18 protein-coding genes and 2 pseudogenes are annotated in these 24,758 nt (G+C 55.5%); 14 read left to right on the top strand and 6 right to left on the bottom strand.

What is annotated here, in order from left to right; translation table 11 throughout:
* Nucleotides 1-119 precede the first annotated feature (119 nt).
* From QVP03_RS00740 to QVP03_RS00725, 4 genes and pseudogenes are all read right to left on the bottom strand, one after another.
* Nucleotides 120-1,648: pseudogene (locus QVP03_RS00740) on the bottom strand (potassium/proton antiporter).
* A 20-nt stretch (nucleotides 1,649-1,668) separates the two neighbouring features.
* Nucleotides 1,669-2,172: a hypothetical protein gene (locus tag QVP03_RS00735; protein WP_022331780.1), complete on the bottom strand. Its 504-nt coding sequence runs from the start codon at nucleotides 2,170-2,172 to the stop codon at nucleotides 1,669-1,671.
* 57 nt (nucleotides 2,173-2,229) lie between these two features.
* Nucleotides 2,230-2,616 (bottom strand): hypothetical protein, encoded by a 387-nt coding sequence (locus QVP03_RS00730; RefSeq protein WP_022331779.1) that lies wholly within the window; start codon nucleotides 2,614-2,616, stop codon nucleotides 2,230-2,232.
* Nucleotides 2,617-2,688: 72 nt separating this feature from the next.
* Nucleotides 2,689-3,483, bottom strand: coding sequence for a TonB family protein (locus tag QVP03_RS00725; RefSeq protein WP_018696796.1), 795 nt, complete (start codon nucleotides 3,481-3,483; stop codon nucleotides 2,689-2,691).
* 168 nt (nucleotides 3,484-3,651) lie between these two features.
* On the opposite strand from QVP03_RS00725, the gene QVP03_RS00720 reads away from it, so the two are divergent.
* The 8 genes and pseudogenes from QVP03_RS00720 to QVP03_RS00685 form a co-directional block, all read left to right on the top strand.
* Complete coding sequence (locus tag QVP03_RS00720) at nucleotides 3,652-5,049, top strand: bifunctional UDP-3-O-[3-hydroxymyristoyl] N-acetylglucosamine deacetylase/3-hydroxyacyl-ACP dehydratase (protein ID WP_018696795.1); 1,398 nt, start codon at nucleotides 3,652-3,654, stop codon at nucleotides 5,047-5,049.
* 3 nt (nucleotides 5,050-5,052) lie between these two features.
* Nucleotides 5,053-5,847 carry an acyl-ACP--UDP-N-acetylglucosamine O-acyltransferase gene (gene lpxA, locus QVP03_RS00715; protein ID WP_018696794.1) on the top strand — a complete coding sequence of 265 codons (795 nt, stop codon included), beginning with the start codon at nucleotides 5,053-5,055 and terminating at the stop codon, nucleotides 5,845-5,847.
* Nucleotides 5,848-5,972: 125 nt separating this feature from the next.
* Nucleotides 5,973-6,440 (top strand): ribosome assembly cofactor RimP, encoded by a 468-nt coding sequence (rimP, locus tag QVP03_RS00710; protein WP_022331778.1) that lies wholly within the window; start codon nucleotides 5,973-5,975, stop codon nucleotides 6,438-6,440.
* An 84-nt stretch (nucleotides 6,441-6,524) separates the two neighbouring features.
* Nucleotides 6,525-7,757 (top strand): transcription termination factor NusA, encoded by a 1,233-nt coding sequence (nusA, locus tag QVP03_RS00705; RefSeq protein WP_018696792.1) that lies wholly within the window; start codon nucleotides 6,525-6,527, stop codon nucleotides 7,755-7,757.
* A 27-nt stretch (nucleotides 7,758-7,784) separates the two neighbouring features.
* A complete protein-coding gene (infB, locus tag QVP03_RS00700) occupies nucleotides 7,785-10,736 on the top strand; it encodes a translation initiation factor IF-2 (RefSeq protein WP_022331777.1) in 2,952 nt (983 codons plus the stop codon).
* 7 nt (nucleotides 10,737-10,743) lie between these two features.
* A complete protein-coding gene (locus QVP03_RS00695) occupies nucleotides 10,744-11,400 on the top strand; it encodes a hypothetical protein (RefSeq protein ID WP_022331776.1) in 657 nt (218 codons plus the stop codon).
* Between the two features lie 2 nt (nucleotides 11,401-11,402).
* Entirely contained in the window at nucleotides 11,403-12,722 is a 1,320-nt protein-coding gene (locus QVP03_RS00690) for an acetyl-CoA hydrolase/transferase family protein (protein ID WP_022331775.1), read from the top strand.
* Nucleotides 12,723-12,990: 268 nt separating this feature from the next.
* A pseudogene (locus QVP03_RS00685) lies at nucleotides 12,991-13,260 on the top strand (RteC domain-containing protein); the annotation flags it as partial.
* On the opposite strand, the gene QVP03_RS00680 reads toward QVP03_RS00685, so the two are convergent.
* Both QVP03_RS00680 and QVP03_RS00675 read right to left on the bottom strand, forming a co-directional pair.
* The gene (locus QVP03_RS00680) at nucleotides 13,211-14,338 is read right to left on the bottom strand and encodes an AraC family transcriptional regulator (protein WP_022331773.1); all 1,128 of its coding nucleotides are present in this window, start codon (nucleotides 14,336-14,338) and stop codon (nucleotides 13,211-13,213) included. The pseudogene QVP03_RS00685 and the gene QVP03_RS00680 sit on opposite strands and share 50 nt — an antisense overlap.
* Complete coding sequence (locus QVP03_RS00675; RefSeq protein ID WP_022331772.1) at nucleotides 14,335-15,525, bottom strand: helix-turn-helix domain-containing protein; 1,191 nt, start codon at nucleotides 15,523-15,525, stop codon at nucleotides 14,335-14,337. Before QVP03_RS00675 ends, QVP03_RS00680 begins: the two co-directional genes overlap by 4 nt.
* A 562-nt stretch (nucleotides 15,526-16,087) precedes the next feature.
* Here QVP03_RS00675 and QVP03_RS00670 point away from each other — a divergent pair.
* The 6 genes from QVP03_RS00670 (at nucleotide 16,088) to QVP03_RS00645 (ending at nucleotide 24,673) form a co-directional block, all read left to right on the top strand.
* Nucleotides 16,088-16,687, top strand: coding sequence for a DUF3575 domain-containing protein (locus tag QVP03_RS00670; protein ID WP_256166123.1), 600 nt, complete (start codon nucleotides 16,088-16,090; stop codon nucleotides 16,685-16,687).
* An 11-nt stretch (nucleotides 16,688-16,698) separates the two neighbouring features.
* Nucleotides 16,699-18,135, top strand: a complete 1,437-nt coding sequence (locus tag QVP03_RS00665; protein ID WP_022331770.1) for a DUF3868 domain-containing protein — start codon at nucleotides 16,699-16,701, stop codon at nucleotides 18,133-18,135.
* Nucleotides 18,136-18,175: 40 nt separating this feature from the next.
* Nucleotides 18,176-19,912, top strand: coding sequence for an Mfa1 family fimbria major subunit (locus tag QVP03_RS00660; RefSeq protein ID WP_022331769.1), 1,737 nt, complete (start codon nucleotides 18,176-18,178; stop codon nucleotides 19,910-19,912).
* A gap of 183 nt (nucleotides 19,913-20,095) precedes the next feature.
* Entirely contained in the window at nucleotides 20,096-21,130 is a 1,035-nt protein-coding gene (locus QVP03_RS00655) for a FimB/Mfa2 family fimbrial subunit (RefSeq protein ID WP_022331767.1), read from the top strand.
* Nucleotides 21,131-21,153: 23 nt separating this feature from the next.
* Nucleotides 21,154-22,287, top strand: a complete 1,134-nt coding sequence (locus QVP03_RS00650) for a hypothetical protein (protein ID WP_022331766.1) — start codon at nucleotides 21,154-21,156, stop codon at nucleotides 22,285-22,287.
* 1 nt (nucleotide 22,288) lies between these two features.
* On the top strand, nucleotides 22,289-24,673 hold the full coding sequence (locus QVP03_RS00645) for a DUF4906 domain-containing protein (RefSeq protein ID WP_022331765.1): 2,385 nt from the start codon (nucleotides 22,289-22,291) through the stop codon (nucleotides 24,671-24,673).
* Nucleotides 24,674-24,758 lie beyond the last annotated feature (85 nt).

Genomic DNA, 24,758 nt, shown 5'->3' with positions numbered 1-24,758 from the left:
CTGCCTCTGTCCGGCAGGCTCCAAGTCACCGGATACCGGACATATCTGTCCCTCTGAAAGGGATTTGCGGAACGGATCCTGAATTCCCGACGGAACAGGGAACCTCCTCCGCGGGAAGCCTACCCTAACTTCATGACATCGTCGATGCCCATGTCCTTATAGGTGGTTGCCAGCTCCTCGCTGCGGTCGGAAATGACCAGCAGCTTGTCGCCCAGCTTGAGTTCCGTCTTACCCTGCGGCACGAAATACTCGCCGTCGCGGCAGACCATCATCACCAGCGTATTCTCGGGGAGGGTGATGTCCTTGAGCGTATGCCCGCTTTCGAGCATCGTCTCGTTGACCTCGACCTCCGTAAGCGCCGACTTCATGTCCTGGTGCATGTCGACGCTGAAGGCCGACTCGCGCTCCTCATAGGCCAGCCCCAGCAGGTTGGCCATGCCGCTCACCGTAGTGCCCTGCACCAGCAGCGAAATGATCGTCCCCAGGAAAACCACGTTGAACAGCAGCCCGGCATTCTCCACATGCGCCATCAGCGGATAGATGGCGAAGAGGATAGGCACGGCGCCGCGCAACCCGACCCACGACACGTAAAGCCGTGCCTTGGTCGTAAACTTGCGGAACGGGAGCAGGCAAGCGAAGACCGTCAGCGGACGCGCCACAAGGATCATGAACGCCCCGACCAGCCCGCCGAGGATCAGCACCCGGGGTTCGAGCAGTTCGTTGCTGTTCACGAACAGGCCCAGCGTGAGGAACATCACGATCTGCATGAGCCACGTGAACCCGTCGAAGAAAACTGTCAGCGGCCGTTTCTGCTGGAGCTTGTGGTTACCGATAACCAGACCCGAAAGGTAGACGGCCAGGTAGCCGTTGCCCTTGATCAGGTCGGTGAAGGCGAACGAGAAGAAGATGAATGCGAGCAGGAGCACCGAGTAGAGCGAATGGTTGACCAGGTTGATGCGGTTGATCGTCCATACGGCCAACCGCCCGATCAGGTACCCGGACAGGGCGCCCACGACCATCTGCACCACGAAAAAGACTACGCTCATGCCCAGGCCGACGCCGGACGAGGTATTCGACACGACACTGATGAGCAGGATGGTCATCATGTATGCCATCGGGTCGTTCGAACCGCCATCGTGTATGCGTTCGGGTCGTTCTAACCGCTCTCCAGCTCCAGCAGCGGGCGCAGGTTTTGCTTGAGCCCTTGTTTCTTGCTTCGCAGGATGGAGAAAACCGACGCCGAGTCGGTCGAGGACATCGTGGAGGCCAGCAGCAGTGCCAGCGCGAACGGTATTTCGATCCCCAGCCACGGAGCCACCAGCCACACGAAACCGGCCAGCACGAACGCCGTCATGACCACGCCGACCGTAGCCAGTACGACGCCCGGGCCGATGATGGGTTTTATCTCCGAGAACTTCGTGTCCATACCGCCCGTGAAGAGGATAATACACAAGGCGATCATCCCCACGAACTGGGTCATCTCGACCGAACGGTACGAGATGAAATTCAAACCGAACAACATGCCCACCCCGAGGAACAGCAACAGCGCGGGGGCCCCGAAACGATACGCGACCTTACCGGCCATCACCGCCACGAAGAGCAGCAATGCGCCTACCAATACTACATTTTCACCACTGATGTCTATCATTCTTCTCCGTTTATGTTACGTTATGCTTTATCTACTATGTTCAGCCTGGTCAGCGGCTTGTACTCCAGGTCGGCGTACTCGAACGCCTGCATGGCTGCAAAACTGTTGTCGGGCGTACGGTAGAGGGCCACCGTGAGCGCCGGGACATTCGCGCGTGCCAGGCCGAGCAGCCGGTCTACGGCGCCGTTCTCCACCGACTGCACCACATCGGCACGGACGCCCCGGTCGAAGTAGAGCTCCTCGAAAACGAGGTAGCAATGCTTGTCCTTGTGGAAGGGCACGCCCCCCGAGCCGAAGAGCTGGATCGCAGCCATGACCATCCCCGAGAGGATCAGCAGCCCGCCGATGAAAACGATCGCCGAACGCATGTTGTTCGTGAGCTCCGCCCCGTACATGTTGTTCACTACCACCAACGCAACGCCGGCGATGAACAGCACGGCAGCGCGCAACTGGGACTTGCGGCGTTTTACCACAACGCCCCCGGGCAAGGCGTACATCGCCTCGCAAATTTTATTCCTATCCATATCTTTTTCATTATTAATCGTTTGTATTTCCTTTGTAAACCGGTAAAATACAACACGCTAAATAATGAGCCGGCGCAGCCGGTAGACGTAGTAGTCTACGGCATGCAGGCCGACGGACAGGTCAGAAGATTTGAATTCCGAGGTTACTTTCACGACACCCGCCTCGAACCGGTTCGCCGCAAAACGGTCGGCGTTCTGGCCGGTTCCGGATCCGCCGCGCTGGGAAACGGGCACGACTGGGGCAGGAGATACTTCCCCCGCCACGCGGGGTAAATTCAGGTCGGCATTGTACTCGCGCTCGCAACGCCATTGGTCGTGGGAAGCGCGGTCGACCGAAATCGTGACGGCGGCATGCTCCGCAACGGACGCAGGAATCCCCCTGCTGCCCGTTTCGTAGAACAGGCAACACAGCAAGCCCGACAGTATGATCGCGATTTTACGCATGCCTGAATTTCGATCGGCAACAAAGATAAAAAAAATCCGGCAAACATCACGCCTCTGCGGGGCAAAAAGAACTTATTGGGGGATAAAAATATACGTAATCGTCCCTTGCTGGCGTGCCGGGGCGGAGTCGTCGATGTTGAAACGCGATCTGCGGGCCGAACCGAGCGCCGAAGAGCGCATGCACTCGTCCCCGCCTTCGACCACCCGGGCGTTCGTCACGTCGCCCGCACGGTTGACCGTAATCTCGACCACCACTTCGCCGCCGCCTTCGCATTTGTAGGCCGGGACGGCCAGGTAGCGGGACGTCCGCACCGGATCGGTCAGCGAAAAGGAGACCGTGACGCGCCCCTTGACCTTGCGATCCTGGTGCTCGGAATCCTCCCCGGCACCGCGGCGCTGGCGGATGGCGCGCTCCTCGGCGAGCCCCTGTTCGTAAGCCTCGCGGTTGGCACGCATGCGCTCCTCGGCCGCAGCTGCGGCATCGTTGAGCGCCGCGGCATTGGTACCGCGGTCGTCCCTGAGCTTTTCGTTCAGCGCGTTTTCGTTCGAAACCTGGTTCTGGATGCTCCGCCAGTCGATCGGGTCTTTCTCCTGCCGTTCGCGCGCCAGCCGTTCCAGCCTGTCGCGCTCCTGTTCCAGCTCGGCCAGCGTCTGCAGGTCGATATACATCCCCTGGGTATGGGGCTTGCGGCCGACGACGATCTTCGACGAAACGAAGGCGATCATCAGCACCAGGTAAGCGATGAGCGTCACGCACAACCCGATGCGGTGGTCGTACGTCCACGAACCGGCATCCTGCTTCCGTTTCTCGAAAGGCAGGCGCAGGCGGGGGCGTTTGACTCGTTTTTCCGGTTCCGGCGTCGGCATGGCGTGTTTCCTGTTTTTTCCGCACAAAAATACTGTTTTTTTCCGAAATATCCACCCCCGCCCGCGGCGATGTCGCTATAAACCCTTACTTTTTATAATAACCGCATACGTACTTTTTATTAAGAAAAAATTTTTATCTTTGCGCGTAAATAATCGGAAACACTGCTTATGTCAACAAAACAACAAACGCTGAAGGCCCCGATCTCATTCTCCGGCAAGGGCCTCCATACGGGCGTCAAGGTAACCATGACCGTCAATCCCGCCGAAGTCGACACGGGGATCGTATTCCGCCGCACCGACATCGAAGGGCAACCCATAATCCCCGCACTCTGCGACTACGTCGTAGACACTTCGCGCGGCACGACCATCGAATCGGGCGGCCACCGCGTAAGCACCATCGAACACATCATGTCGGCGCTCTGGACGCTGGGCGTGGACAACGCCGTCATCGACATCGACGCCCCCGAGACCCCCATCATGGACGGTTCGGCCTGCGCCTATGCCAAGGCCATCACCGAAGCGGGCGTCGCCGACCAGGACGCCGAACGCAAATTCTACCACGTGACCGAAAAGATGGTCTACACGATCCCCGAGAAGGGCGTGGCCATCATCCTCTACCCCGACGACGAGTTTTCCGTCTCGGTACACGTGGACTACAACTCGAAGGTCATCGGCAACCAGTACGCCACTTTCAACCCGGGCGACAACTACGCCGAGAAAATCTCGCCCTGCCGCACATTCGTCTTCCTGCACGAACTGGAGCCGCTCATCAAAATGAACCTCATCAAGGGCGGCGACCTGGACAACGCCATCGTCGTGGTCGAAAACCCCGTCCCGGCCGACCAGCTGGAGCACCTGAAAAAGATCTTCGACAAGCCCGACATCGAGATCAAGGCGGGCTACCTCAATAACCTCGAACTGCGCTGCAACAACGAACTGGCGCGCCACAAGCTGCTCGACCTGCTGGGCGACTTTGCACTGCTGGGCGTCCGCATCAAGGGCCGCGTCTGGGCCACCCGCCCCGGGCATTTCGCCAACACCGAGTTCATGAAGCAACTCAAGCACACCATCCGCAAAGCCGGCGAGAAACCCCGTTTCCAGTACGACTGCCGCAAGCCGCCGCTCCACGACATCAACGACATCCGCCACATGCTGCCCCACCGCCCGCCGTTCCTGCTGGTAGACCGCATCTTCCACCGCGACGCGACGGACGTGGCCGGTATCAAGAACGTCACGATGAACGAACCCTTCTTCGTGGGGCATTTCCCCGAAGAGCCCGTCATGCCGGGCGTGCTGATCGTCGAAGCGATGGCGCAGTGCAGCGGCATCCTGGTGCTGGGCGACGTGCCCGACCCGGAGAACTACTCGACCTATTTCATGAAGATCGACGGCGTGAAATTCAAGCGCAAGGTCGTCCCCGGAGACACGCTCCAGTTCGAAATCCACCTCATGGAGCCTATCCGCCGCGGCGTGGCCGTCGTGGAGGCGAAGGCCTTCGTAGGCGAAACCCTCGCATGCGAAGCCGTCCTGATGGCCCAGGTCGTTAAAAACAAAAACAACAAGTAAGCGATGATCAGCAATCTGGCATACATCCATCCCGACGCCAAAATCGGGAACAATGTTACGGTGGAACCGTTCGCCTATATCGCCGGCGACGTCGTGATCGGCGACGACTGCTGGATCGGGCCCGGCGCCGTGATCCACGACGGGGCGCGCATCGGCAAAGGATGCAGGATACATACCGCAGCCTCCGTCTCCTGCCTGCCGCAGGATCTGAAATTCGCAGGCGAGGTCACGACGGCCGAGATCGGCGACTACAACGACATCCGCGAGTATGTGACCATCAGCCGCGGCACGGCATCGCGCGGCAAGACGGTCGTGGGCGACCACAACCTGCTCATGGCCTACGTCCACATCGCCCACGACGACGTGGTGGGCAGCAACTGCGTCATCGCCAACCGCGTGTCGCTGGCCGGCGAGGTCGAGATCGGCGACTGGGTGGTGATCGGCGGCCATGCCGCCATACACCAGTGGACGCGCATCGGCGACCACGCCATGATCCAGGGCGGGGCGCTGCTGGGGCAGGACGCCCCTCCGTTCGTCATCGTACGCAACGACACGATGCGCTTCGCGGGCATCAACAAGATCGGACTCTCGCGCCGCGGCTTCACCCCCGAGCGCATCGGCGAGATCCACGACGCCTGCCGCATCCTCTTCCAGAGCGGCCTGAACTACATGTCGGGGTGCGAGGAGGTCGAGAAGCAGGTTCCCCAAAGCAAGGAGCGCGACGAGCTGGTGAGGTTCATCCGCGAATCGAAGCGCGGCATCATCAAGCCCTACGAAAGCGTATCGAAAGAGGAGTAAAATTTCCGTATAAATATTGGTATATTAGAAATTTTCACTATATTTGCAATGTCGAAAGACAAAGCAAGTGGTAAGGGGACGGGGAGTCCCCTTATTTTATACATATTCACGACCGGTATTCAGCTATGATCGACACAAAAAAGATAATCGAGGCAGCGGAGCGCAACCTGCAGGGGACGGACATGTTCGTCGTGGGATGCACCTGCACGCCCGGCAACGACATCGAGCTGCTCATCGACAGCGACACCTCGGTGGCCATCGACGCCTGCGTCAGGCTCAGCCGCTCGATCGAGGAGGAATTGGATCGCGACGAGGAGGATTTCTCGCTGACGGTGGCTTCGGCCGGCATCGGGTCGGAGCTCAAAAGCCTGCGCCAGTACCACAAGCTGGTCGGCAACACGGTCGAGGTGCTGCTCACCTCGGGCATCAAGGTGCTGGCGAAACTCGACGCGGCCGATGACCAGGGCATCACCCTCTCCTACGAGGAGAAGCAGGCCGTCGAAGGCAGGAAACGCAAGCAACTGGTGACGGTGACGCGCCGCTACGGGTTCGGCGAAATCAAGTCCGCGCGGGAGTGGCTGGATTTCAAATAGGCACTCGCGCCGGACAACCCCGGACAAACTGCGGGGAACCGCAGGCAAAAACAAGCATAAACTGAAAACAAGATAAACGACACAATGGACAATCTCAATCTTATCAGCAACTTTGCCGAGTTCAAAGAGCTGAAGAACATCGACAAGAGCACGATGATCGGTGTGCTGGAGGACGTTTTCCGCCACGCACTGCAGAAACAGTACGAGACGGACGAGAATTTCGACGTCATCATCAACCCCGAGAAGGGCGACCTGGAAATCTGGCGTAACCGCACCGTCGTCGAGGACGGCGCCGTCGAGAATCCCAATACGCAGATCGCCGTGTCGGAGGTCAAGGCCATCGACCCGACCTACGAGATCGGCGACGAATATGCCGACGAGATCAAACTCGCCTCGTTCGGCCGTCGCGCCGTGTTGTCGCTGCGCCAGAACCTGGCATCGCGCATCCTCGACCTGGAGAAGGCCAGCCTCTACGAGAAATATTCGGAGAAGGTCGGCGAGATTGTCACCGGCGAAGTTTACCAGGTGTGGAAAAAGGAGGTGCTGATCCTCGACGACGAGGAGAACGAGCTGATCCTGCCCAAGGCGGAGCAGATTCCCAACGACTTCTACCGCAAGGGGGACACCATCAAGGCTATCGTCAAGTCGGTCGAGATGAACAATAACCAGCCGCGTATCATCCTTTCGCGCACGGCCAACCAGTTCCTCGAACGCCTCTTCGAACAGGAGGTTCCCGAGATCTTCGACGGGCTGATCACCATCAAGAAGATCGTCCGCATCCCGGGCGAACGCGCCAAAGTCGCCGTGGAGTCGTACGACGAGCGTATCGACCCGGTAGGCGCATGCGTCGGCATGAAGGGTTCGCGCATCTACTCGATCGTCAAGGAGCTGCGCAACGAGAACATCGACGTGGTGAACTACACGGCCAACCCGTCGCTGATGATCCAGCGCGCGCTGAACCCCGCCAAGATTTCGAGCATCACCATCGACGAGGAGAAGATGACCGCTTCGGTCTACCTCAAGCCCGACCAGGTGTCGCTGGCCATCGGCAAGGGCGGCCTGAACATCCGCCTCTCGAAGATGCTCACGGGGTATGACATCGACGTATACCGCGAGGTCGAAGAAGAGGACGTGGCCCTCACCGAATTCGCCGACGAGATCGACGGATGGATCATCGACGCCCTGAAGAACGTCGGCTGCGACACGGCCAAGAGCGTGCTGGAGCTGCCCGTAGAGGAGATCGCCGCGCGTGCCGACCTGGAGCTGGAACAGGCACAGAAGGTCGTCGAAATCCTGAAGGCCGAATTTGAAGAGTAACATAAGCAAGAAAGGAAAACACAAGATATGGGTAACGAAAGAAAATTAAGGCTCATTCAGGTTGCAAAGGAGTTCAAGGTGGGACTGAATACCATCACGGACTTCCTGCAGAAGAAGGGCATCAAGAGCGACGGGTCGCCCAATACGCTGGTCGACGCGGAGACCTATGCCGTTCTGGAGAAGGAGTTCGGGGCGAACCGCGCCGCAGGCAATGCACGCGAGTCGATCCGCGAGCGTATCTCCCTGAAGCAGACGACCATCACCCTCGAAGAAGCTAAGAAGCAGGAGCGCGAGGAGGAAAAAGAGGTGGTCATCAAAAGCAACGTAATCAGCGTCAAGGACGAAATCCAGCAGCCGAAGTTCCTCGGCAAGATCGACCTGTCGCCCAAACCCAAGGCTGCGCCGGCACCCGCCCCGAAGGCGGAAGCGGAAAAACCCGCCGCACAGCATCCTGCGGCCCCCGCAGCACCGGCACCTGCCCAGGCGCCCAAGGCTGCCGCACAACCCGCACCGGCCATGCCTGCAACCCCGGAAGCCCGGCCGTCACAGGCAGCCCCTGCCACACCGGCAAGCCCCGCCGCACCCGCAACGCCGGTGCATGCGGCGCCTGCTGCTCAGGCTGCCCAGGCTGCGCCCGCTGAACCTGCGAAACCCGCCGCACCGGCCACGCCGGCACCCGCAGCGCAGGCTCCCGGGCAACCGGACGCCAAGCCCGCAGAAGCCCCGGCCCCCGCGCCGGAACCGACCGCTCCCAAAGACAACATCTTCCGTCCGGAGACCGTGACCCTTACCGGGCCGCAGGTACTCGGCACGATGGACGTGTCGGGATTCGTGGCCGGCGGCAAGCACAAGCGCAAGCGCCTGCAAAAGGAAAAGGTCGACGTCAGCAAAGCCCCGAAGGGCAATGCGCAGGGCGGCGGCAACAAGCAGGGTGGACAAGGGGGCCAGGGCGGCCAGAACCGTCCCGGACAGGGCGGGCAAAACCGTCCCGGCGCCCAGAACCAGCCCAAACCGGGCGAAGGCCGTCGCAACAAAAACAAAGGTAAGGCCGCACCCAAGCCGATCGTACGCCCCGAAGTGAGCGACGAGGAGGTTTCGAAGCAGGTAAAGGACACCCTGGCACGCCTGACGGCCAAGGGTGCCAAAAGCAAGAGTGCCAAATACCGCAAGGATAAACGCGACGCCGTTGCCGAGCGTATGAACGAAGAGTTCGAACGCGAGGAACAGGAACGCTCGACCCTCAAAGTCACGGAGTTCGTGACCGTGAGCGAGTTGGCGACGATGATGAACGTGTCGCCCACGCAGGTCATCACGGCCTGCATGAACCTGGGACTGATGGTCTCCATCAACCAGCGCCTCGACGCCGAAGCGCTCGTCGTGGTCGCCGAGGAGTTCGGCTACAAGGTCGAATTCGTCTCGGTCGAGATCCAGGAGGCCATCAACGACGAGGGCGAAGACAAGGAGGAAGACCTCGTGCCCCGTCCGCCGATCGTCACGGTCATGGGACACGTCGACCACGGTAAGACCTCGCTGCTGGACAACATCCGCAAAACCAACGTCATCGAAGGCGAGGCCGGGGGTATCACGCAGCACATCGGTGCGTACAGTGTCGAGCTCAACGGCCAGAAGATCACGTTCCTCGATACGCCGGGCCACGAAGCCTTCACGGCCATGCGTGCCCGCGGTGCCGCCGTAACGGACGTCGCGATCATCATCGTGGCGGCCGACGACAGCGTCATGCCGCAGACGATCGAGGCCATCAACCATGCGCAGGCCGCAGGCGTGCCGATGGTCTTCGCCATCAACAAGATCGACAAGCCCAACGCCAACCCCGACCACATCAAGGAGCAGCTCTCGCAGATGAACTATCTGGTGGAGTCGTGGGGCGGTAAATACCAGGATCAGGAGGTTTCGGCCAAGAAGGGCCTTAACCTCGACAAACTGCTCGAAAAGGTGCTGCTCGAAGCCGAGATGCTCGACCTGAAGGCCAACCCCAACAAGAAGGCGCAGGGCACGGTCATCGAATCGACGCTCGACAAGGGCCGCGGGTACGTCTCGACGATCCTCGTGCAGAGCGGTACGCTCCACGTGGGCGACGTGATCCTGTCGGGCACCTACACGGGCCGCGTGAAGGCCATGTTCAACGAGAACGGCAAGAAGGTCGATTCCGCCGGCCCCTCGACGCCGGTACAGGTGCTGGGACTGAACGGCGCACCGCAGGCCGGCGATACGTTCAACGTGATGGAGGACGACCGCTCGGCACGCGAAATCGCCAACAAACGCGAGCAGTTGCAGCGCATGCAGGGCATCATGACCCAGAAGCACGTGACGCTCGACGAAATCGGCCGCCGTATCGCCATCGGATCGTTCAAGGAGCTCAACATCATCGTCAAGGGCGATGTGGACGGCTCGATCGAGGCCATGTCGGGCTCGCTCATCAAGCTCTCGAAGGAGACCGTGCAGGTCAACGTCATCCACGCCGCCGTGGGACAGATCTCGGAGTCGGACGTGCTGCTGGCCGCCGCTTCGAACGCCATCATCGTCGGCTTCCAGGTACGCCCGTCGGCCTCGGCGCGCAAGCTGGCCGAGAAGGAGGAGATCGAAATCCGCCTCTACTCGATCATCTACGACGCGATCAACGACATCAAGGATGCCATCGAGGGCATGCTCGAGCCCGTGATGAAGGAGGAGATCGTCGCTTCGGTCGAGGTACTGGAGATCTTCAAGATATCGAAGGTCGGCACCGTGGCCGGCTGTATCGTCCGCGAAGGCAAGCTCCAGCGCAACACCCCGATCCGCGTCATCCGCGACGGTATCGTGATCTACACCGGCAAGCTGGGTTCGCTCAAGCGCTTCAAGGACGACGTCAAGGAGGTTACGGCCGGCCAGGACTGCGGCCTGAACATCGAATCGTTCAACGATATCCGTGTCGGCGACATCGTCGAGGGATACGAACAGGTCGAGGTGAAACGCAAATAGCAACGCCATGCTGAAACGTCTGACCGTTTTGCTGTTGTCGCTCTGCACGCTGTGCGGAGCGGCATCGGCCATGCAACCCGGGGAGGGTACCACCGCAAAGGAACAGAAGGCGCTGCAAAAAGCCCAGAAAAAGAAACTCCGCCGGGAAGCGCGGCATTTCGAATCCCTGCGCAATGAAGCCATCGAGAAATTCGCTCGCGGGCACCAGCCCTCGGAGATCAGCACCCCCTCGTTCGTAAACGACTTCTGCATTTCGAACGTCATCTGCGCCGGGGACAACATCACGGGCAACGTGATGCTGCGTTTCGACATCACACCCCTCTACGGGGGGTTCCGCCTCTATATGGGCGGCGAGCGCAACGGCACGGCCGCCTTTGCCAAAGGCGCGGCCTATCCTTCGTCCGACCACTACGGCCGGGTCTACACGATGCGCGGAGGACAACCCGAACACGTCGTCGTCATGTTCTACAACATTGCCCCGGGTATCGACACGCTCGATCGCGTGGACATCAGCATGGGCCTTGCCCTGAATACGCTGAACATCATCACGATGCGTAACGTACCGATTTTCTGGACTTACACGGACAAGGCCATCAGGAACTTTGTCCGCGAAAAATCGGCGAAAGGAAACGCTAACCAAAACCAAAATACAAACTTAAAGTAAAAATGACTACCCAGATCAAATTTACGACCGCCGAAGAGGCCGTCAAGGTTATCAAATCGGGCGACCACATCCACCTGAGCTCCGTGGCTTCGGCCCCCCAATGCCTGATCAACGCCATGTGCGCACGCGGCGAGGCCGGCGAACTGAAGGATGTCCACATCCACCACCTGCACACCGAAGGCCCGGCACCCTATGCCGACGAGAAGTTCGAAGGCGTATTCCAGCTCGATTCGTTCTTCGTGGGCGGCAACGTCCGCAAAGTCACCCAGAGCGGCTATGCCGACTATATTCCGATTTTCCTGAGCGAGACGCAGCGCCTCTACCGCTGCGGCGCAGTACCCTGCAATGTGGCGATGATCCAGGTGTCGACGCCCGACAAGCACGGCTTCGTATCGCTCGGCACGTCGGTCGACGCAACGCTGGCCGCCGTGGAGACCGCCGAGCACGTGATCGCCGTCGTAAACAAATATGTCCCCCGCGCATTCGGGCAGGCCATGATCCACTCCTCGAAGATCGACATCTTCGTACAGGATGACAAACCGCTGATCGAGGCGCACTTCACGCAGCCGAACGCCACCGAAGAAGCCATCGGCAAACACTGCGCCGCCCTGATCGAGGACGGTGCGACACTCCAGATGGGCATCGGCGCCATCCCGAACGCCGTACTGGCGCAGCTGGGCAACCACAAGAACCTGGGTATCCACACCGAAATGTTCGCCGACGGCGTACTCCCGCTCGTGGAGAGCGGCGTCATCAACGGCGAAGCCAAGAACATCGACAAGGGCAAGATGGTATCGACGTTCCTGATGGGTTCGCAGCGCGTCTACGACTTCATCGACGACAACCCTGCCGTGCTGATGATGGACGTGGGCTACACGAACGACCCCTATATCATTTCGAAGAACGACCGCGTGACGGCCATCAATTCGGCGCTGCAGGTCGACATTACCGGCCAGGTATGCGCGGACTCGCTGGGCACGAAGTTCTATTCGGGTGTCGGCGGACAGATCGACTTCGTATACGGCGCATCGCTGTCGAAGGGCGGCAAGGCCATCATTGCCATGCCTTCGGTGACCAACAAAGGCATCTCGAAGATCGCCCCCGTACTGTCGCCAGGCGCAGGCGTCGTCACGACCCGCAACCACATCCACTGGTTCGTAACCGAGCACGGGGCCGTAGACCTCTACGGCAAGACGCTGCAGGAGCGCGCACGCCTGATCATCTCCGTAGCCGACCCGTCGGCCCAGGAGGAACTCGACCGTGCCGCCTTCGAGCGTTTCGGCCAGCACCACCACTATGTGAAGGGTTACATGAAAAAATAATTTTTTCACATCCGAAAGGCGCCCGCTGCAATAGCGGGCGCTTTAGCCTAAATTGGTAGTATTTTTATCTAATCACGAATCATATTCTGTAATTTTTCCGGGGAAAATAATGTTTCCCCGGTTTTTTATTTTCGCGATTTCCGACTCTAATGGTTCCTTCTTCATGTTTAAATTTAGCATACAAACCCATAAAAATTCTTAATGTTATGTATGACTTTATCAAGCAACACGAAAGAGAGGTGGGCAGAAAGATGCCAGGCGTTCTGGTTTTGTGCGTTACTACCGTTCCGGTTTGACAAATTTGGCTCCACCCCATTACTTGCGGAATCGAACCGATACGGCTCCTTATTTGGAATCGTTTTATTACGAACGCGATCCGCCCTTTTCGATTACCTGCGATTATAAAATGGTATCGCTCATTATTGAAAACTCCCTGAAGTTCGCAGATCGTATTGGCGCTCCTTGCTTGATTTTCAGATCGGATCCGATTACATTTTCTGATTTATGGCAACGGCTTCGTTCTTTACCATGTTCTTAGCCCGGAAATAGCTGCGGTAATTACTAAATCCCGCATGGAGCACAATCTCCAACACAGGTATTTTTTGCTTTCTCTGCACAGCATCCGCATGTAGCCGCTCCACCTCCTTCAGCCGGTAACTATTGATGAAACGGTTGAAATTCACGCCATATTCCCGGTTGATGAAAGCCGATATATAAGTCCTGTTGGAAACGAGATCCCGGGCCATATCGGTTATTTTGAATTCCGGATTCAGATAAGGTTTCCGATCCTCCAAATACTTCTCGACCTGCTGCCGCCCCAGTTGCGGATAATTTCCCGACGCGGTCATTTCCTTCTCTTTGACGGTAACAGGTTCGAAAATCACGTAATTCTCCGAAAGAATACTCAGGCACAGCACAATATGGGTGAATACCGCCGGCAACGTCGTGAATGCCCAGGCAAACCCCAACCCGCCGAACAGCCCGACACCCAATATCAGCCCGGCTATCGGCAGGGTTTGCAGCACGACCCTGAAGAGGATGATAAAGGAGAGCCAATCCAGCGACATGCGGTAGATGTCGGCGGAATAGTCGATTATCTTGCGTTTATACGACTTTATGCGGAGCAGGCTCAGCCAGGAATATAAAATACACAGCAAAATGCAAACGATAAACGTGATGTCGATGATTGCTGATGTAAGGTTTACCTCGTTATCATAAATAGCTGCCCATCGCTGCCGGAGCGGGACTGCCAACGCAATCGCGCAGATAATTAGGGTCAAACACGCCGGAAGGATGAAATGACAGGCCGGAAAAAGTTTCCGCTCGCCCGTATCCGTAATAATATGCGTGATCCGGTAAAGGAATACGGGGATGAAAGCGAATGAGGAAAAGAAAACGGGCAGGTATGCTATGAACGTGTCGCGGGCGATGGAATGCATGACCAGCCCGCTCCAAAACAGTATCATCAGACAGTATACAGCGATCATGTTGTAATGGATCTTCCGGTCGACCGTATTGGAAGCGCGGGTCGTATCGAGCGAAATCAGAATCAGGCTGACCGCAGCACTTACCACCGGCATTGAGAAAACGATTGCACGTCCGATATCTTGATTCATCCTTCCTTATTCTTTATTTGCGGTTTCTCGTCGGGCTGTTTCTTGGCAGCCTTTTCCAATCGGATCGCACGCTGGAAATGCCTGGAGTCTTTGAATCCCGCCATAACCATTACCTGATACGGATTTTTACGTTCGTTCGAAGGATGTGCCATTAGAATCTGGTACTCCTCGATCCGCCACAGGTTCAGGTAGCAGTTGAAATTCTTGCCGTAAGTCTGATTGATAAAATTAGACATGACGGTACGGTTCACCCCCATCGCCTCAGCCATGTCAGTCAGTTTGAAATCGGGATCGAGGTACGGCTTTTTTTGGGACATATAGTTTTCTAAAGCCTTACTGGTCAGCCGTCCGCGCGTGTTGTCCGGCACAAGGCGCTGTTTGTCGCCCACCCCGTTGCTCTCGCTCTTTTTCCCGGCGGACGGAAACAAATCGGCGGTTTTGTAAGAGAGATACTGCCTGCGGATAACATGGTACGTGAGCAGGATTTCCTGGGCTATGATACATAATGCGTTCAGGCGTACGAGCCAGCGGTCGGAACACACTACCGAAGGCAAAAAAGCGATCAGCCAGATAGCGATGAAAAGCACGAAGAGCACGACGAGCCAACGCGACGATCTTATACTGAAAGATTTTCGATCCGTGTCTACCTTCTGCACGACCGCCTGCTTATAATACCGCGACAACAACCGGCAAGTCGGAACGACATAGGCTATCGCCGTGACGAACCGCAACAAAAAGCCGGAGATGAACAGATCCGCATAACGCTCAAACGGCGATAATCCGGCGATTCCTTCTCCATGCGGCAATATCCAGGCCGCCGCCGTCAGGATAACCGCCAACGCGGGCACCGGCCAAAGGTAATTCAGGACGGGAAAGTTTCTTTTATTCCCCAAATAGGTCAGGTAATAAACGATGTTGTAGAACAATACGGGAATATAGACATACGACAGGGCAAAAGGAATATCGACCGGAAGGAATACCGGGTCGTCAGAGAGCACATGCCAGAGTACGGACGCCCACCACACGGCGAGCAGAATACAGTAGATGCTCACGACCCGCCTCAATTTTCGTTCGGCAGGATTGCGATAATTCCAGATCAGCAATAAGGCAAAGACCGAACATATGACCGAACAGCAGATCGGCAAAATATAGACCATCAGGCTGCCGTATGTGACAAATGTTCCCATGATTCAAATTATTCCCCTCGAACGTGTGTTCCCGCCGGCTGTTTCCTGCACACTGGAACCGTCCGGGATGTCACCGGCCGCATACTTCCGGGAATACGACGTGTAAATACACCACAGCACGCTGGCTTTATTTACATTACGTCCGTTGACGACGAGACTCCGTGCGCCCCGGGAAAAGTCCGTTTTTGATGATTTGACATATCCTTTACAAAATTGCGGTTTGCGTATATAAGGTCATTACGATTTTGCCGATATGATTTATACGTTTTGGCATTATGCGATAGCAAATATATCATTTCTTTGTGCAGAACAAAAAAATCCCACGGCTATTTTACAAAAAAGTTTTTCAGTCACTCCACCCGCTCTACCTATTATAATGAAAAGAACAGAATTCATTCTTCCGTCATAACTGCGGCAGCCTCTTCCGAGGCCGTTCCGCCGACCATCCCCCAGAACTATTTGACCGGATTTATCAAGCCGAGAAAGCAAGGACACCGCAACTGTCCTTTCGGATGTCTGTACTCGGACAGACTGTAAAATCTGTAACGCAATAATTTAAAGTATGAATAATGGAATTATAAAACGAATGTTCGTCCTGCTGGCAATCGCCGTCACCGGTATTACGCAGGATATCGAAGCCCAGCGAGTGGCTGCCAAGAGCAATATCCTGGCAGACGCTTTCCTGAATCCGAATTTGGGAATAGAGGTCGGGCTCGCTCCCAAATGGACGTTGGACATAACGGGGCAATTCAACGCATGGACGCTCTCGCACGACCGACGCTGGAAACACTGGGTCTTTCAACCTGAAGCCAGGTACTGGTTCCGCGACCGGTTCTCGGGGCACTTCGTGGGTGCCCACATGCATGGCGGACAGTATAATATCGGAGGTTTCGACGGACAAATCAACTTCTTCGGTTCGGATGCCCGCAAACTGAAGGATAGCCGTTATCAAGGCTGGTTCGTAGGCGCTGGTATCGCTTATGGTTATGCGTGGATACTGGGGCGACATTGGAACCTCGAGGCAGAAATAGGCTTCGGCTATTCCTATACACGCTATGACCGCTTCCGGTGTACCGGCTGCGGCAGGAAGGTGGAAACGGACAAGCCGCACCACTACGTGGGCCCGACGAAGGCGGCAATCAACCTTGTTTATGTATTTTAATCGTGTACGAGATGAAAAAGAGATTGTATATCCTTTCAGCCCTTTTGGGCATGGTTACGGCAGCGGAAGCGCAGACCGCAATCGACATGCGGAAACAGGACATCGTGGACGGCGTTTCCATAGAAAATCTCAGGATGGAACGCAACGGCGCGTACATCGCCATAGATATGCTTTGGGATTTGTCTGGGCTCGACGTGGACAATAATCGCGCGGTGCTGCTCACACCATGGCTGGTCAACGGCAGCGATTCGCTCAGCCTGCAATCGATAGGAGTTTACGGCAGACGGCGCTACTACTTCTATGTACGCAAGGGCGAGAGCATGCTGTCGGGCAGGGATGAAAAGAGCTACAAGGCTGCGGAGAAGCCTGACGACATCGAATATCACTGCATGGTGCCATACGCCGAATGGATGAACGGCTCCGTGCTGTCACTTCACCGCAGCGACTACGGATGCTGCAACACGCTGCTGGCAAAGCAGACCGGGATGCTCGGACGACATTCCGAGGCGTTTTTCCCCGAACTGGTATATGTACGTCCGCAAGGGCTGGTCGAAAAGCGGGATTCACTCGAAGGTTCGGCGTTCATCGACTTTCCGGTCGACCAGACAGCGATTTTTCCGGGCTATCGGCACAACACCGCCGAACTGGGGAAAATACAGTCATCGATCGACTCCGTGCAGAACGACATGGATATAACCATCACCTCGGTATGGCTGAAAGGTTATGCTTCGCCCGAAAGTCCGTATGCGCATAACAAGGAATTGGCTATCGGGCGTACCGCCGCATTGAAGAAACACATACAGCAACTCTACCAGTTTGAAGGCGATATGATAACGACCGGCTACGAAGCGGAGGATTGGGCTGGATTGCGCCGCTACGTGGAACGGTCGAACCTTGAACATCGCACGAGGATCATCGCTTTGATAGACGCCAATTTGGAACCGGATGCCAAAGAGTGGAAAATAAAAAGCACCTATCCGGAGGAATACCGCTTCCTGTTACAGAACTGTTATCCGGCGTTGCGCCGCACCGACTACCGCATCGCTTACACCATCCGCAGTTACAGCGACGTGGAGGAGATAAAACGAATTATGCACGAGCGACCGCAGAAACTGAGCCTGAACGAGTTCTACCTCGTCGCACGAGAGTATGAACCGGGCACGGACGAGTTCACCGAAGTGTTCGAGACAGCGGTGCGCATGTTCCCGGATGACACCGTTGCCAACCTCAACGCCGCCAACGCCGCAATGCGCCGCGGCGACCTCACAGGTGCGAAGCGTTACCTTGCCAAAGCGGACGATTCGCCCGAGGCGGTTTATGCCCGCGGTGCATTGGCCATCCTGCAAAAGGATTACGACAGCGCCCGACGCTACCTGAGTGAGGCGAAAACGCTCGGATCGGAGCAGGCAGGCATCACGCTCGAACAGCTTGAAAAAGGGAGACATTAACAAGAAAATATACCATTAACAAAATCAAATCCACACATTTATGAAGATGAAAAAATTATTTTTAGGGTTGTTCGCATGTAGCGCATTGTGTGCATGTTCGAACGATGAATCGGGAATCATTCCGGATGATACCCCGAAGATTTTCACTGTAGACGAGGCATACCTCAATGTCCGGCTCGCCGATGCAGGCTCCCTTACGAGGGCGCAGGAAGGCGAATTTGAATACGGAACGAACGAACAGTCCGTCAAAAACGCCTATTTTTACTTTTACGATGCAGACGGCGTATTCGTTACACAAGGTGATGTCTGGACGGGTGGCAACGCCTCGACGACAAACCCTGCCGGCAACATTGAATTTACGAGCAACAACGTCGTCGTACTGAAAGAACTGGGCAGGAAGAACTATCCCAGGTACATGGTAGCGGTGCTCAACAAACCGACGGGCTTCCTGCATGGAAACACGCTCGGGGAAATGCAAATGGTGCTTGCGGACGCGAATGCGGAAGGTATTTATTACCCGTCAACAACCGATAATGTCACGACCGGTTACTTTACCATGAGCACGACGAGCTATACCGCAGCCAATCGGGCTGCGTATTTCGTAACGGAAGTCAAAGAGGATAATTTCTCTCTTGAACCGATGACGGATGTCAACGCCATTGCCAATACCGTGACCGTATATGTGGAGCGTCTGGCAGCCAAAGTAACCCTGAGCGTATCCGATCAACTCGTAAGGGATGCCAACGGACGTTATCCGATAAAGGTCACCGTGGCAGGCGAAAACAACTCGGCCGTAAGTGGTGACATCGCTTCGGAAGATCTTTATGTGGAACTGCTCGGATGGAAACTCAATGCCACAGCGAAGAGGTCGTACATGGTCAAGAACATAGATGCGACCTGGACGAACGATGAGCTGGGCTTTACCTGGAACAGACCGATCAACTACCGCAGCCATTGGGGCCAGTCGTTCAACTACGGTTTTTCCGGCTATCCCGAAAATGCCGCGGGGGTTCCCGCCAATTCCGAATACCTGAACTATGTCGATTTGGAAAACGGCCTAACCGCATTGGGAACTCCGGCCTATTGCGCCGAGAACACCAACTCCAGTACGGTCGTTTCCGCCAACTTTCCATCTGCCGTTACAAGCATCCTGCTGAAAGCCAGGGTTTACGATGCGAGCGGCAATGCACTCAACCTCGTGCGTTACAATGGCATGCTGTTCAAACAAGACTCCTTTCTCGAATATGTGCTCAGCGTACTGAAAGCGAGAAACCAACACACCGTGTGGTATGAGAACGGCAAAGACGATCAAGGCAACACAAAATACACCCAGATCGGCAAAGAGTATGTGAAGCTGGAGAATATGGGCGACGGAGAAGTGAAAGTGGTATTTGTCAATGAGAATGAAACCCCGTTGTACGCAGAGGACGGCTCTGACTGCTCGGATCAGATCATTACCGCCCTCAACGACGATTTGGCCGCAGCATCCGCAGGCGCTACCGCTTACGACGGCGGATTGATGTACTACAACATTCCGATCGAACACCTCAATAATGCCGGTGTCGCAGAAAACGAAACTATTCCGGAAGCTAAATACGGCGTAGTGCGCAATCACCACTACGTAGTCACCATTGACAAATTGGAAAAAATAGGCAAAGGAATCTTTGTCGGGAACGAAAAGATCGTTCCCGGCTATCCGGACGACGACACGTATTACGTTGGCGCGAAAATCAACATCCTCTCGTGGAAGATTGTCAGCCAAAACGTAGAACTTTAAATCATTGCATGAACAACCATTCCATGAGGACGAAGCCCCTCATGGAATGGCTAAAAAACGCTTCCGCACCGGCGCAAAGAGAGGACGGAATCGGAAAAGGCGCATTTGCCAATTTCCTCTGAAAATGAAAATTCCCTGCGGCATTTTCCGCAGCATACAATACAACATAACAACATAAGCCAAATGGATATACGGTCTTACATAAGAACTTCAAGCGGCAAAATGCTGGCGGCCCTCGCTTGCGCACCGATGCTATATGCCTGCGACGGCTTAATCTATGACGACGAGGGCGACTGCACGGTGAATTACCGTGTGAAGTTCCGTTACGATTACAACATGAAGTTTGCCGACGCCTTTGCCCGCGAGGTGAACACCGTGACGCTTTACCTGCTCGATGCCGAGGGCCGGGTGGTCTGGCAGCGCACCGAGCAGGGAGAAGCCCTTTCGGCCGACGGCTACGCCATGACCGTAAACGTAGAGCCGGGCGAATACGGCCTGCTCGTCTGGTGCGGCACTACCGACAAAGGTTCTTTCTCGATACCCGAAACAACCGTCGGCAACGAACTGACCTGTACGCTCGGCAGGGAGCACGACGCCGGAAACGAGGCATTTGTCGCCGAAGACCTCGACCGCCTGTTCCACGGATGGCTGCCGGAACAGACCTTCGGTGAGACCGAGGGTACGTACACTTATACCGTCCCGCTGGTGAAAAACACCAACAACGTGCGGGTGGTGTTGCAGCACCTTTCGGGGGAAGCCATGGACAAGGACAGGTTTGTATTCACCATCACCGACACCAACGGAAGCATGGACTGGGACAACTCGCTGCGGCCCGACGAGCCGGTGACTTTCTACGCATGGCATACCGACGCCGGGGAAGCGGGCCTGGCCTCCCTGCCCGACGGGAACGCCCACGGCCCGAACGCCGTTTTCAGCGCGGCCATCGCCGAGCTGACCGTGCCGCGCCTCGTGAAAGAACAGGATCCTCGACTTACCGTGACCGACAGGGAGAAGGAGAGGACGGTTTTCTCCATTCCCCTTATCGACTACGCCTTGCTTGTGAAAGGTTTCTACAACCGGAACATGGACGATCAGGAATATCTCGACAGGCAGGACGTGTACGACATGGTCTTCTTCCTCGATGAAGGCGACCGTTGGCTCGACACCTACATTTATATCAACTCCTGGAAAGTGGTGCTGCAAAACAGCGATTTGTAATAGGAGAAAAGCAAATGAAGAATATGGCAAGACATATCGTCACGGGGACTCTGACGCTCCTTGTGTTGTGGGCTGCCTCGTGCAGCCATGACACGGAGGTCTTCGGCACATCCGATAAAGAACCGATTCTCAGCATCGGTCTCAGATTACCCGCAAGAAGCCCGGAGCCCGGTGAAGGCTATGAAGCTGGTGAAACGTATGAAAACTACATAGACATAGAGAACAACAACTACCGGATTTATTTTTTCACCTCCGACAATAAGCTCATCGCCCGTTTTGAGCCGGACGGTTTCGTGGAGACCCAAGGAAGCGATTACAGGGATTACAGTATGCTTGGCAAGGCCCCTACCGCTTTGGCCGATCACCAGAGTTTCAAGATGGTCGTGCTTGCCAACTGGCCGCAATACGGCGACGATACGATGAAGGCAGGAGAAACGCTGCTTGCGGATATCTGCAATGCCGCATGGGGGCGGTTCGATAGTTTTTCTGCGTTCGAGTTGGGGCCGGAACGGCTGATTCCTTTCTATGGGGTTCGCGAATACGACAATATAGCGTTCAAGTCCGGAGAGGCTGCATTGTTGCCCGAGCCTGTCACCCTGCTCCGTGCCGTGGCAAAGGCGGAAGTAATACTCAAGACGGACGACCATTTCGACCTGTCGTTCAGCGAAGTGAAGATTCGCCGCTATAATAACAAGGGGTATTGTGCCCCGAAAGACGTTTTCTCACAGGACGACTACGACCACGGCGGTGAGTGGAACAGCGATTATGTCAGCGGCCTGCACCTCGTGGATAATAGCAACGATGCGGAAGAGAAAATACAAAACTTCCGCTTCGCATACCAGTGGATTGGTGCTGACGGGAATAAATATGAAAAATGGATTGCCTATCTGCCCGAATACCGGAACATCGATGCAGGCGACAAGTACTCGTGCATTGAAGTCAGGCTCGATATCCAGGCCGGAAAGGACGAATATCATAAAGTCTATTTCGCAAATTACGACGAGAACGGAAAGACTGATAATAACGACGATGCCAAGCGTTTCGACATCTCGCGCAACAATCTCTACCGTTTCACCGTCACTGTCCGTGACAACCGGCTCACGGTGAACGTGCAGGAATGGCAATATGCTTATGACAACGAATATACTTTTGACTGATATGAAACATTACTTCTTATTCATACTTTTATCGGCAGCCATCGCAACGGGCGGTTGCACAGAAGAACTGCAACCGCAGACATGCGGAACAAACGGAACAGTTCCCGATGAGAGCGAACTGACGGAAGCCGTATTGAATTTATCCGTCAACGCATTTGTCGTTGAAGCACAGGCAGAAACAAGGGCGTCCATACCGAGCGGCACACCCGAAAAGGAGACTCCGGAGGAAAAAGAGATCCACAACATCTGGGTGTTCCAGTACGATGCGGCAACGAAAGAACTGCTAATAAAGCCGCGTTACTATACCATTACCGACCAGGCAATGCTGCAAGACCTGCCCGTATATCTGAAAGCCGGAGTTCCGTCCGTCGTATATGTCGTAACCAACACGGGCTATGACAACTGGGCCAACGACGGCACGGATGCTTCTTGGCAAAAATTCAAGCAGCTGGAGCAACTGAAAAAGCAAACCCTGCCCACAGCTTTCCCGTTACGGTCGATAGACAAGGTGTCGATACCAATGGCCGGAGCCAGCGAAGAGGTGGAGGTGACGACAGGTATTACGGTCACAGTACCCGTTACGCGTATGTATGCCAAACTCAAAGTAAAGGTAGAGATGCGAAAGGCGGAGATGGAACTGAATAACGTCAACGTAAGGCAAATCCCGAATATTTGCCGGGTAGAGACATTGGCTGGCGATGGAAAGGGAGAACCGATGGAGCCGGTTCCGTTTCCCGATGAAACGACATTCAGTTCCATAGCCTTTGCCGCCTCGGATTTGGAAAAGAATGAAGATAAAGAATGGGCCGTCTTCTATGTCCCCGAAAACCTGCAAGGAGAAACGCAAACCCAGGGCGGCAACAAGTCCGATGCAGCTCCCTCCAATGCGCTTGTGGTGGATATAACCACCGAAATCGGTGGTGAAAGATATCTCTATGCGGCTTATCCCGGAGGAAACTCGCTCAACAATTTCAATATCCAGCGCAATCAAGTTTACCGCATAACGGTGACTATCACAGGGGAGAAAAACCAAAACAATCCGTCGGCCAACTGTTTTGTCGTAAAACCCGACGGTTTTCTCTCTTTTGAGCCCTATTACCGTGTAGAGACGGGGGGCGGATACAATTTTGCAGACTATTTAAGTCCTCATGACGAGAATCTGAAAATAGCCCGCGTCGGCATTATCTGGCAAACCAAAGACTGCATCGGCGATAATACGAACGGAACGCAGGTACAACTCGGCGAGAACACGGGCGACATCCATCAGAAAATCTATGTCAGAACGCAAAAGAAAGGCAATGCCCTGATCGGAGCCTACAACAGCGAGGGTGACATCATATGGTCCTGGCACATCTGGGTTACGGATGATGAGCCGGACAATCTCGGCAGAGCCGTTACTTATTACACATACGACTGGGATCAGAACGGGATATATCCCGAAAAACCACGCATTCAGGGTTATGCCGTCATGTCATGTAACCTCGGGGCATTGGCGGAGAATCAGGAAGGTACGGGAAACGGCCTTCACCGGTATCCGGATCCGATGACGCAGGCTTTCGGCATGTTGTATCAATGGGGACGAAAGGATCCGTTCCCGCCTTTACGCCATATCGCAAGCGAGTATCAGGATTATAACGACGAGCATACGGATCTGCATTATGACAACTCCAATCAGGTTGAAGTGCATAAGACATCCGCTGCCGATGAAACCAAGCTGTTCCATTCGGTGATCGGAAGCACCCTTACCGGAGCCGTCAGACACGCCATCGCCAATCCCACCGTTTTTATCAGCGGTACGAACGCTGTTAAACAAAATGAAGCTTACGTACAAGCAAAGAACAACTACTTCAATAATGGCGACTGGTGTCCGACCGGAGAAAGCGACAACAAACTTTGGGGCGGACTGGAACCGGCCGCCGACGGCATGAAATCCTACACGATCAACCCGAGTAATAATGTCCATATATACGACAACTACGGAACGGAGAAATCCATTTTCGACCCTTGCCCTACGGGCTGGAGGGTTGCTTCAGGTGAATTGTGGCTCGAATTTACAAATACGGGAATCAATCCGGCATCTATGAGCGATATCAATTATGACGACAAGTTTGCGAACGGATATGGAATGAATATGTATATGCAGAAATGGAAAGACGGTCCGACATCTTATTTCCCGACACAGGGAACACGTGTAGGCGATGGAGGAGGTATTCGTACAAGCAGTTGCGGGAACTACCATAATGCAACTACGGATACAGGCAACCGAGTGAATATTTTGCATATCCATAAGGATCATAGCCTGTTCCATATATTCGAATACCAATTCTATTTTTATTATGTAAAGTCGGTGGCAGGCCCGATCCGATGCGTGCGCGATTCGAAATAAACAGTGCACTTATCTTACGGTACCGGCAGGAACGGCGCTCGGGAGAGGGTACCGTAAGTATCCGCAAAAGCACATTGAGATATAA

The organism is Alistipes sp. CAG:29 (genome assembly GCF_000435435.1).
Classification (GTDB): domain Bacteria; phylum Bacteroidota; class Bacteroidia; order Bacteroidales; family Rikenellaceae; genus Alistipes; species Alistipes onderdonkii.
The sequence above is the reverse complement of the archived record's forward strand: the minus strand, read 5'-3'. Positions and strand labels throughout refer to the sequence as shown.

Excerpts from the sequence above, each read along its gene's own strand:
- QVP03_RS00735 (WP_022331780.1), bottom strand. The coding sequence starts at position 2,172 with ATGGATAGGAATAAAATTTGCGAGGCGATGTACGCCTTGCCCGGGGGC.
- QVP03_RS00730 (WP_022331779.1), bottom strand. The coding sequence starts at position 2,616 with ATGCGTAAAATCGCGATCATACTGTCGGGCTTGCTGTGTTGCCTGTTC.
- QVP03_RS00725 (WP_018696796.1), bottom strand. The coding sequence starts at position 3,483 with ATGCCGACGCCGGAACCGGAAAAACGAGTCAAACGCCCCCGCCTGCGC.
- QVP03_RS00720 (WP_018696795.1), top strand. The coding sequence starts at position 3,652 with ATGTCAACAAAACAACAAACGCTGAAGGCCCCGATCTCATTCTCCGGC.
- lpxA (WP_018696794.1), top strand. The coding sequence starts at position 5,053 with ATGATCAGCAATCTGGCATACATCCATCCCGACGCCAAAATCGGGAAC.
- rimP (WP_022331778.1), top strand. The coding sequence starts at position 5,973 with ATGATCGACACAAAAAAGATAATCGAGGCAGCGGAGCGCAACCTGCAG.
- nusA (WP_018696792.1), top strand. The coding sequence starts at position 6,525 with ATGGACAATCTCAATCTTATCAGCAACTTTGCCGAGTTCAAAGAGCTG.
- infB (WP_022331777.1), top strand. The coding sequence starts at position 7,785 with ATGGGTAACGAAAGAAAATTAAGGCTCATTCAGGTTGCAAAGGAGTTC.
- QVP03_RS00695 (WP_022331776.1), top strand. The coding sequence starts at position 10,744 with ATGCTGAAACGTCTGACCGTTTTGCTGTTGTCGCTCTGCACGCTGTGC.
- QVP03_RS00690 (WP_022331775.1), top strand. The coding sequence starts at position 11,403 with ATGACTACCCAGATCAAATTTACGACCGCCGAAGAGGCCGTCAAGGTT.
- QVP03_RS00680 (WP_022331773.1), bottom strand. The coding sequence starts at position 14,338 with ATGAATCAAGATATCGGACGTGCAATCGTTTTCTCAATGCCGGTGGTA.
- QVP03_RS00675 (WP_022331772.1), bottom strand. The coding sequence starts at position 15,525 with ATGGGAACATTTGTCACATACGGCAGCCTGATGGTCTATATTTTGCCG.
- QVP03_RS00670 (WP_256166123.1), top strand. The coding sequence starts at position 16,088 with ATGAATAATGGAATTATAAAACGAATGTTCGTCCTGCTGGCAATCGCC.
- QVP03_RS00665 (WP_022331770.1), top strand. The coding sequence starts at position 16,699 with ATGAAAAAGAGATTGTATATCCTTTCAGCCCTTTTGGGCATGGTTACG.
- QVP03_RS00660 (WP_022331769.1), top strand. The coding sequence starts at position 18,176 with ATGAAGATGAAAAAATTATTTTTAGGGTTGTTCGCATGTAGCGCATTG.
- QVP03_RS00655 (WP_022331767.1), top strand. The coding sequence starts at position 20,096 with ATGGATATACGGTCTTACATAAGAACTTCAAGCGGCAAAATGCTGGCG.
- QVP03_RS00650 (WP_022331766.1), top strand. The coding sequence starts at position 21,154 with ATGGCAAGACATATCGTCACGGGGACTCTGACGCTCCTTGTGTTGTGG.
- QVP03_RS00645 (WP_022331765.1), top strand. The coding sequence starts at position 22,289 with ATGAAACATTACTTCTTATTCATACTTTTATCGGCAGCCATCGCAACG.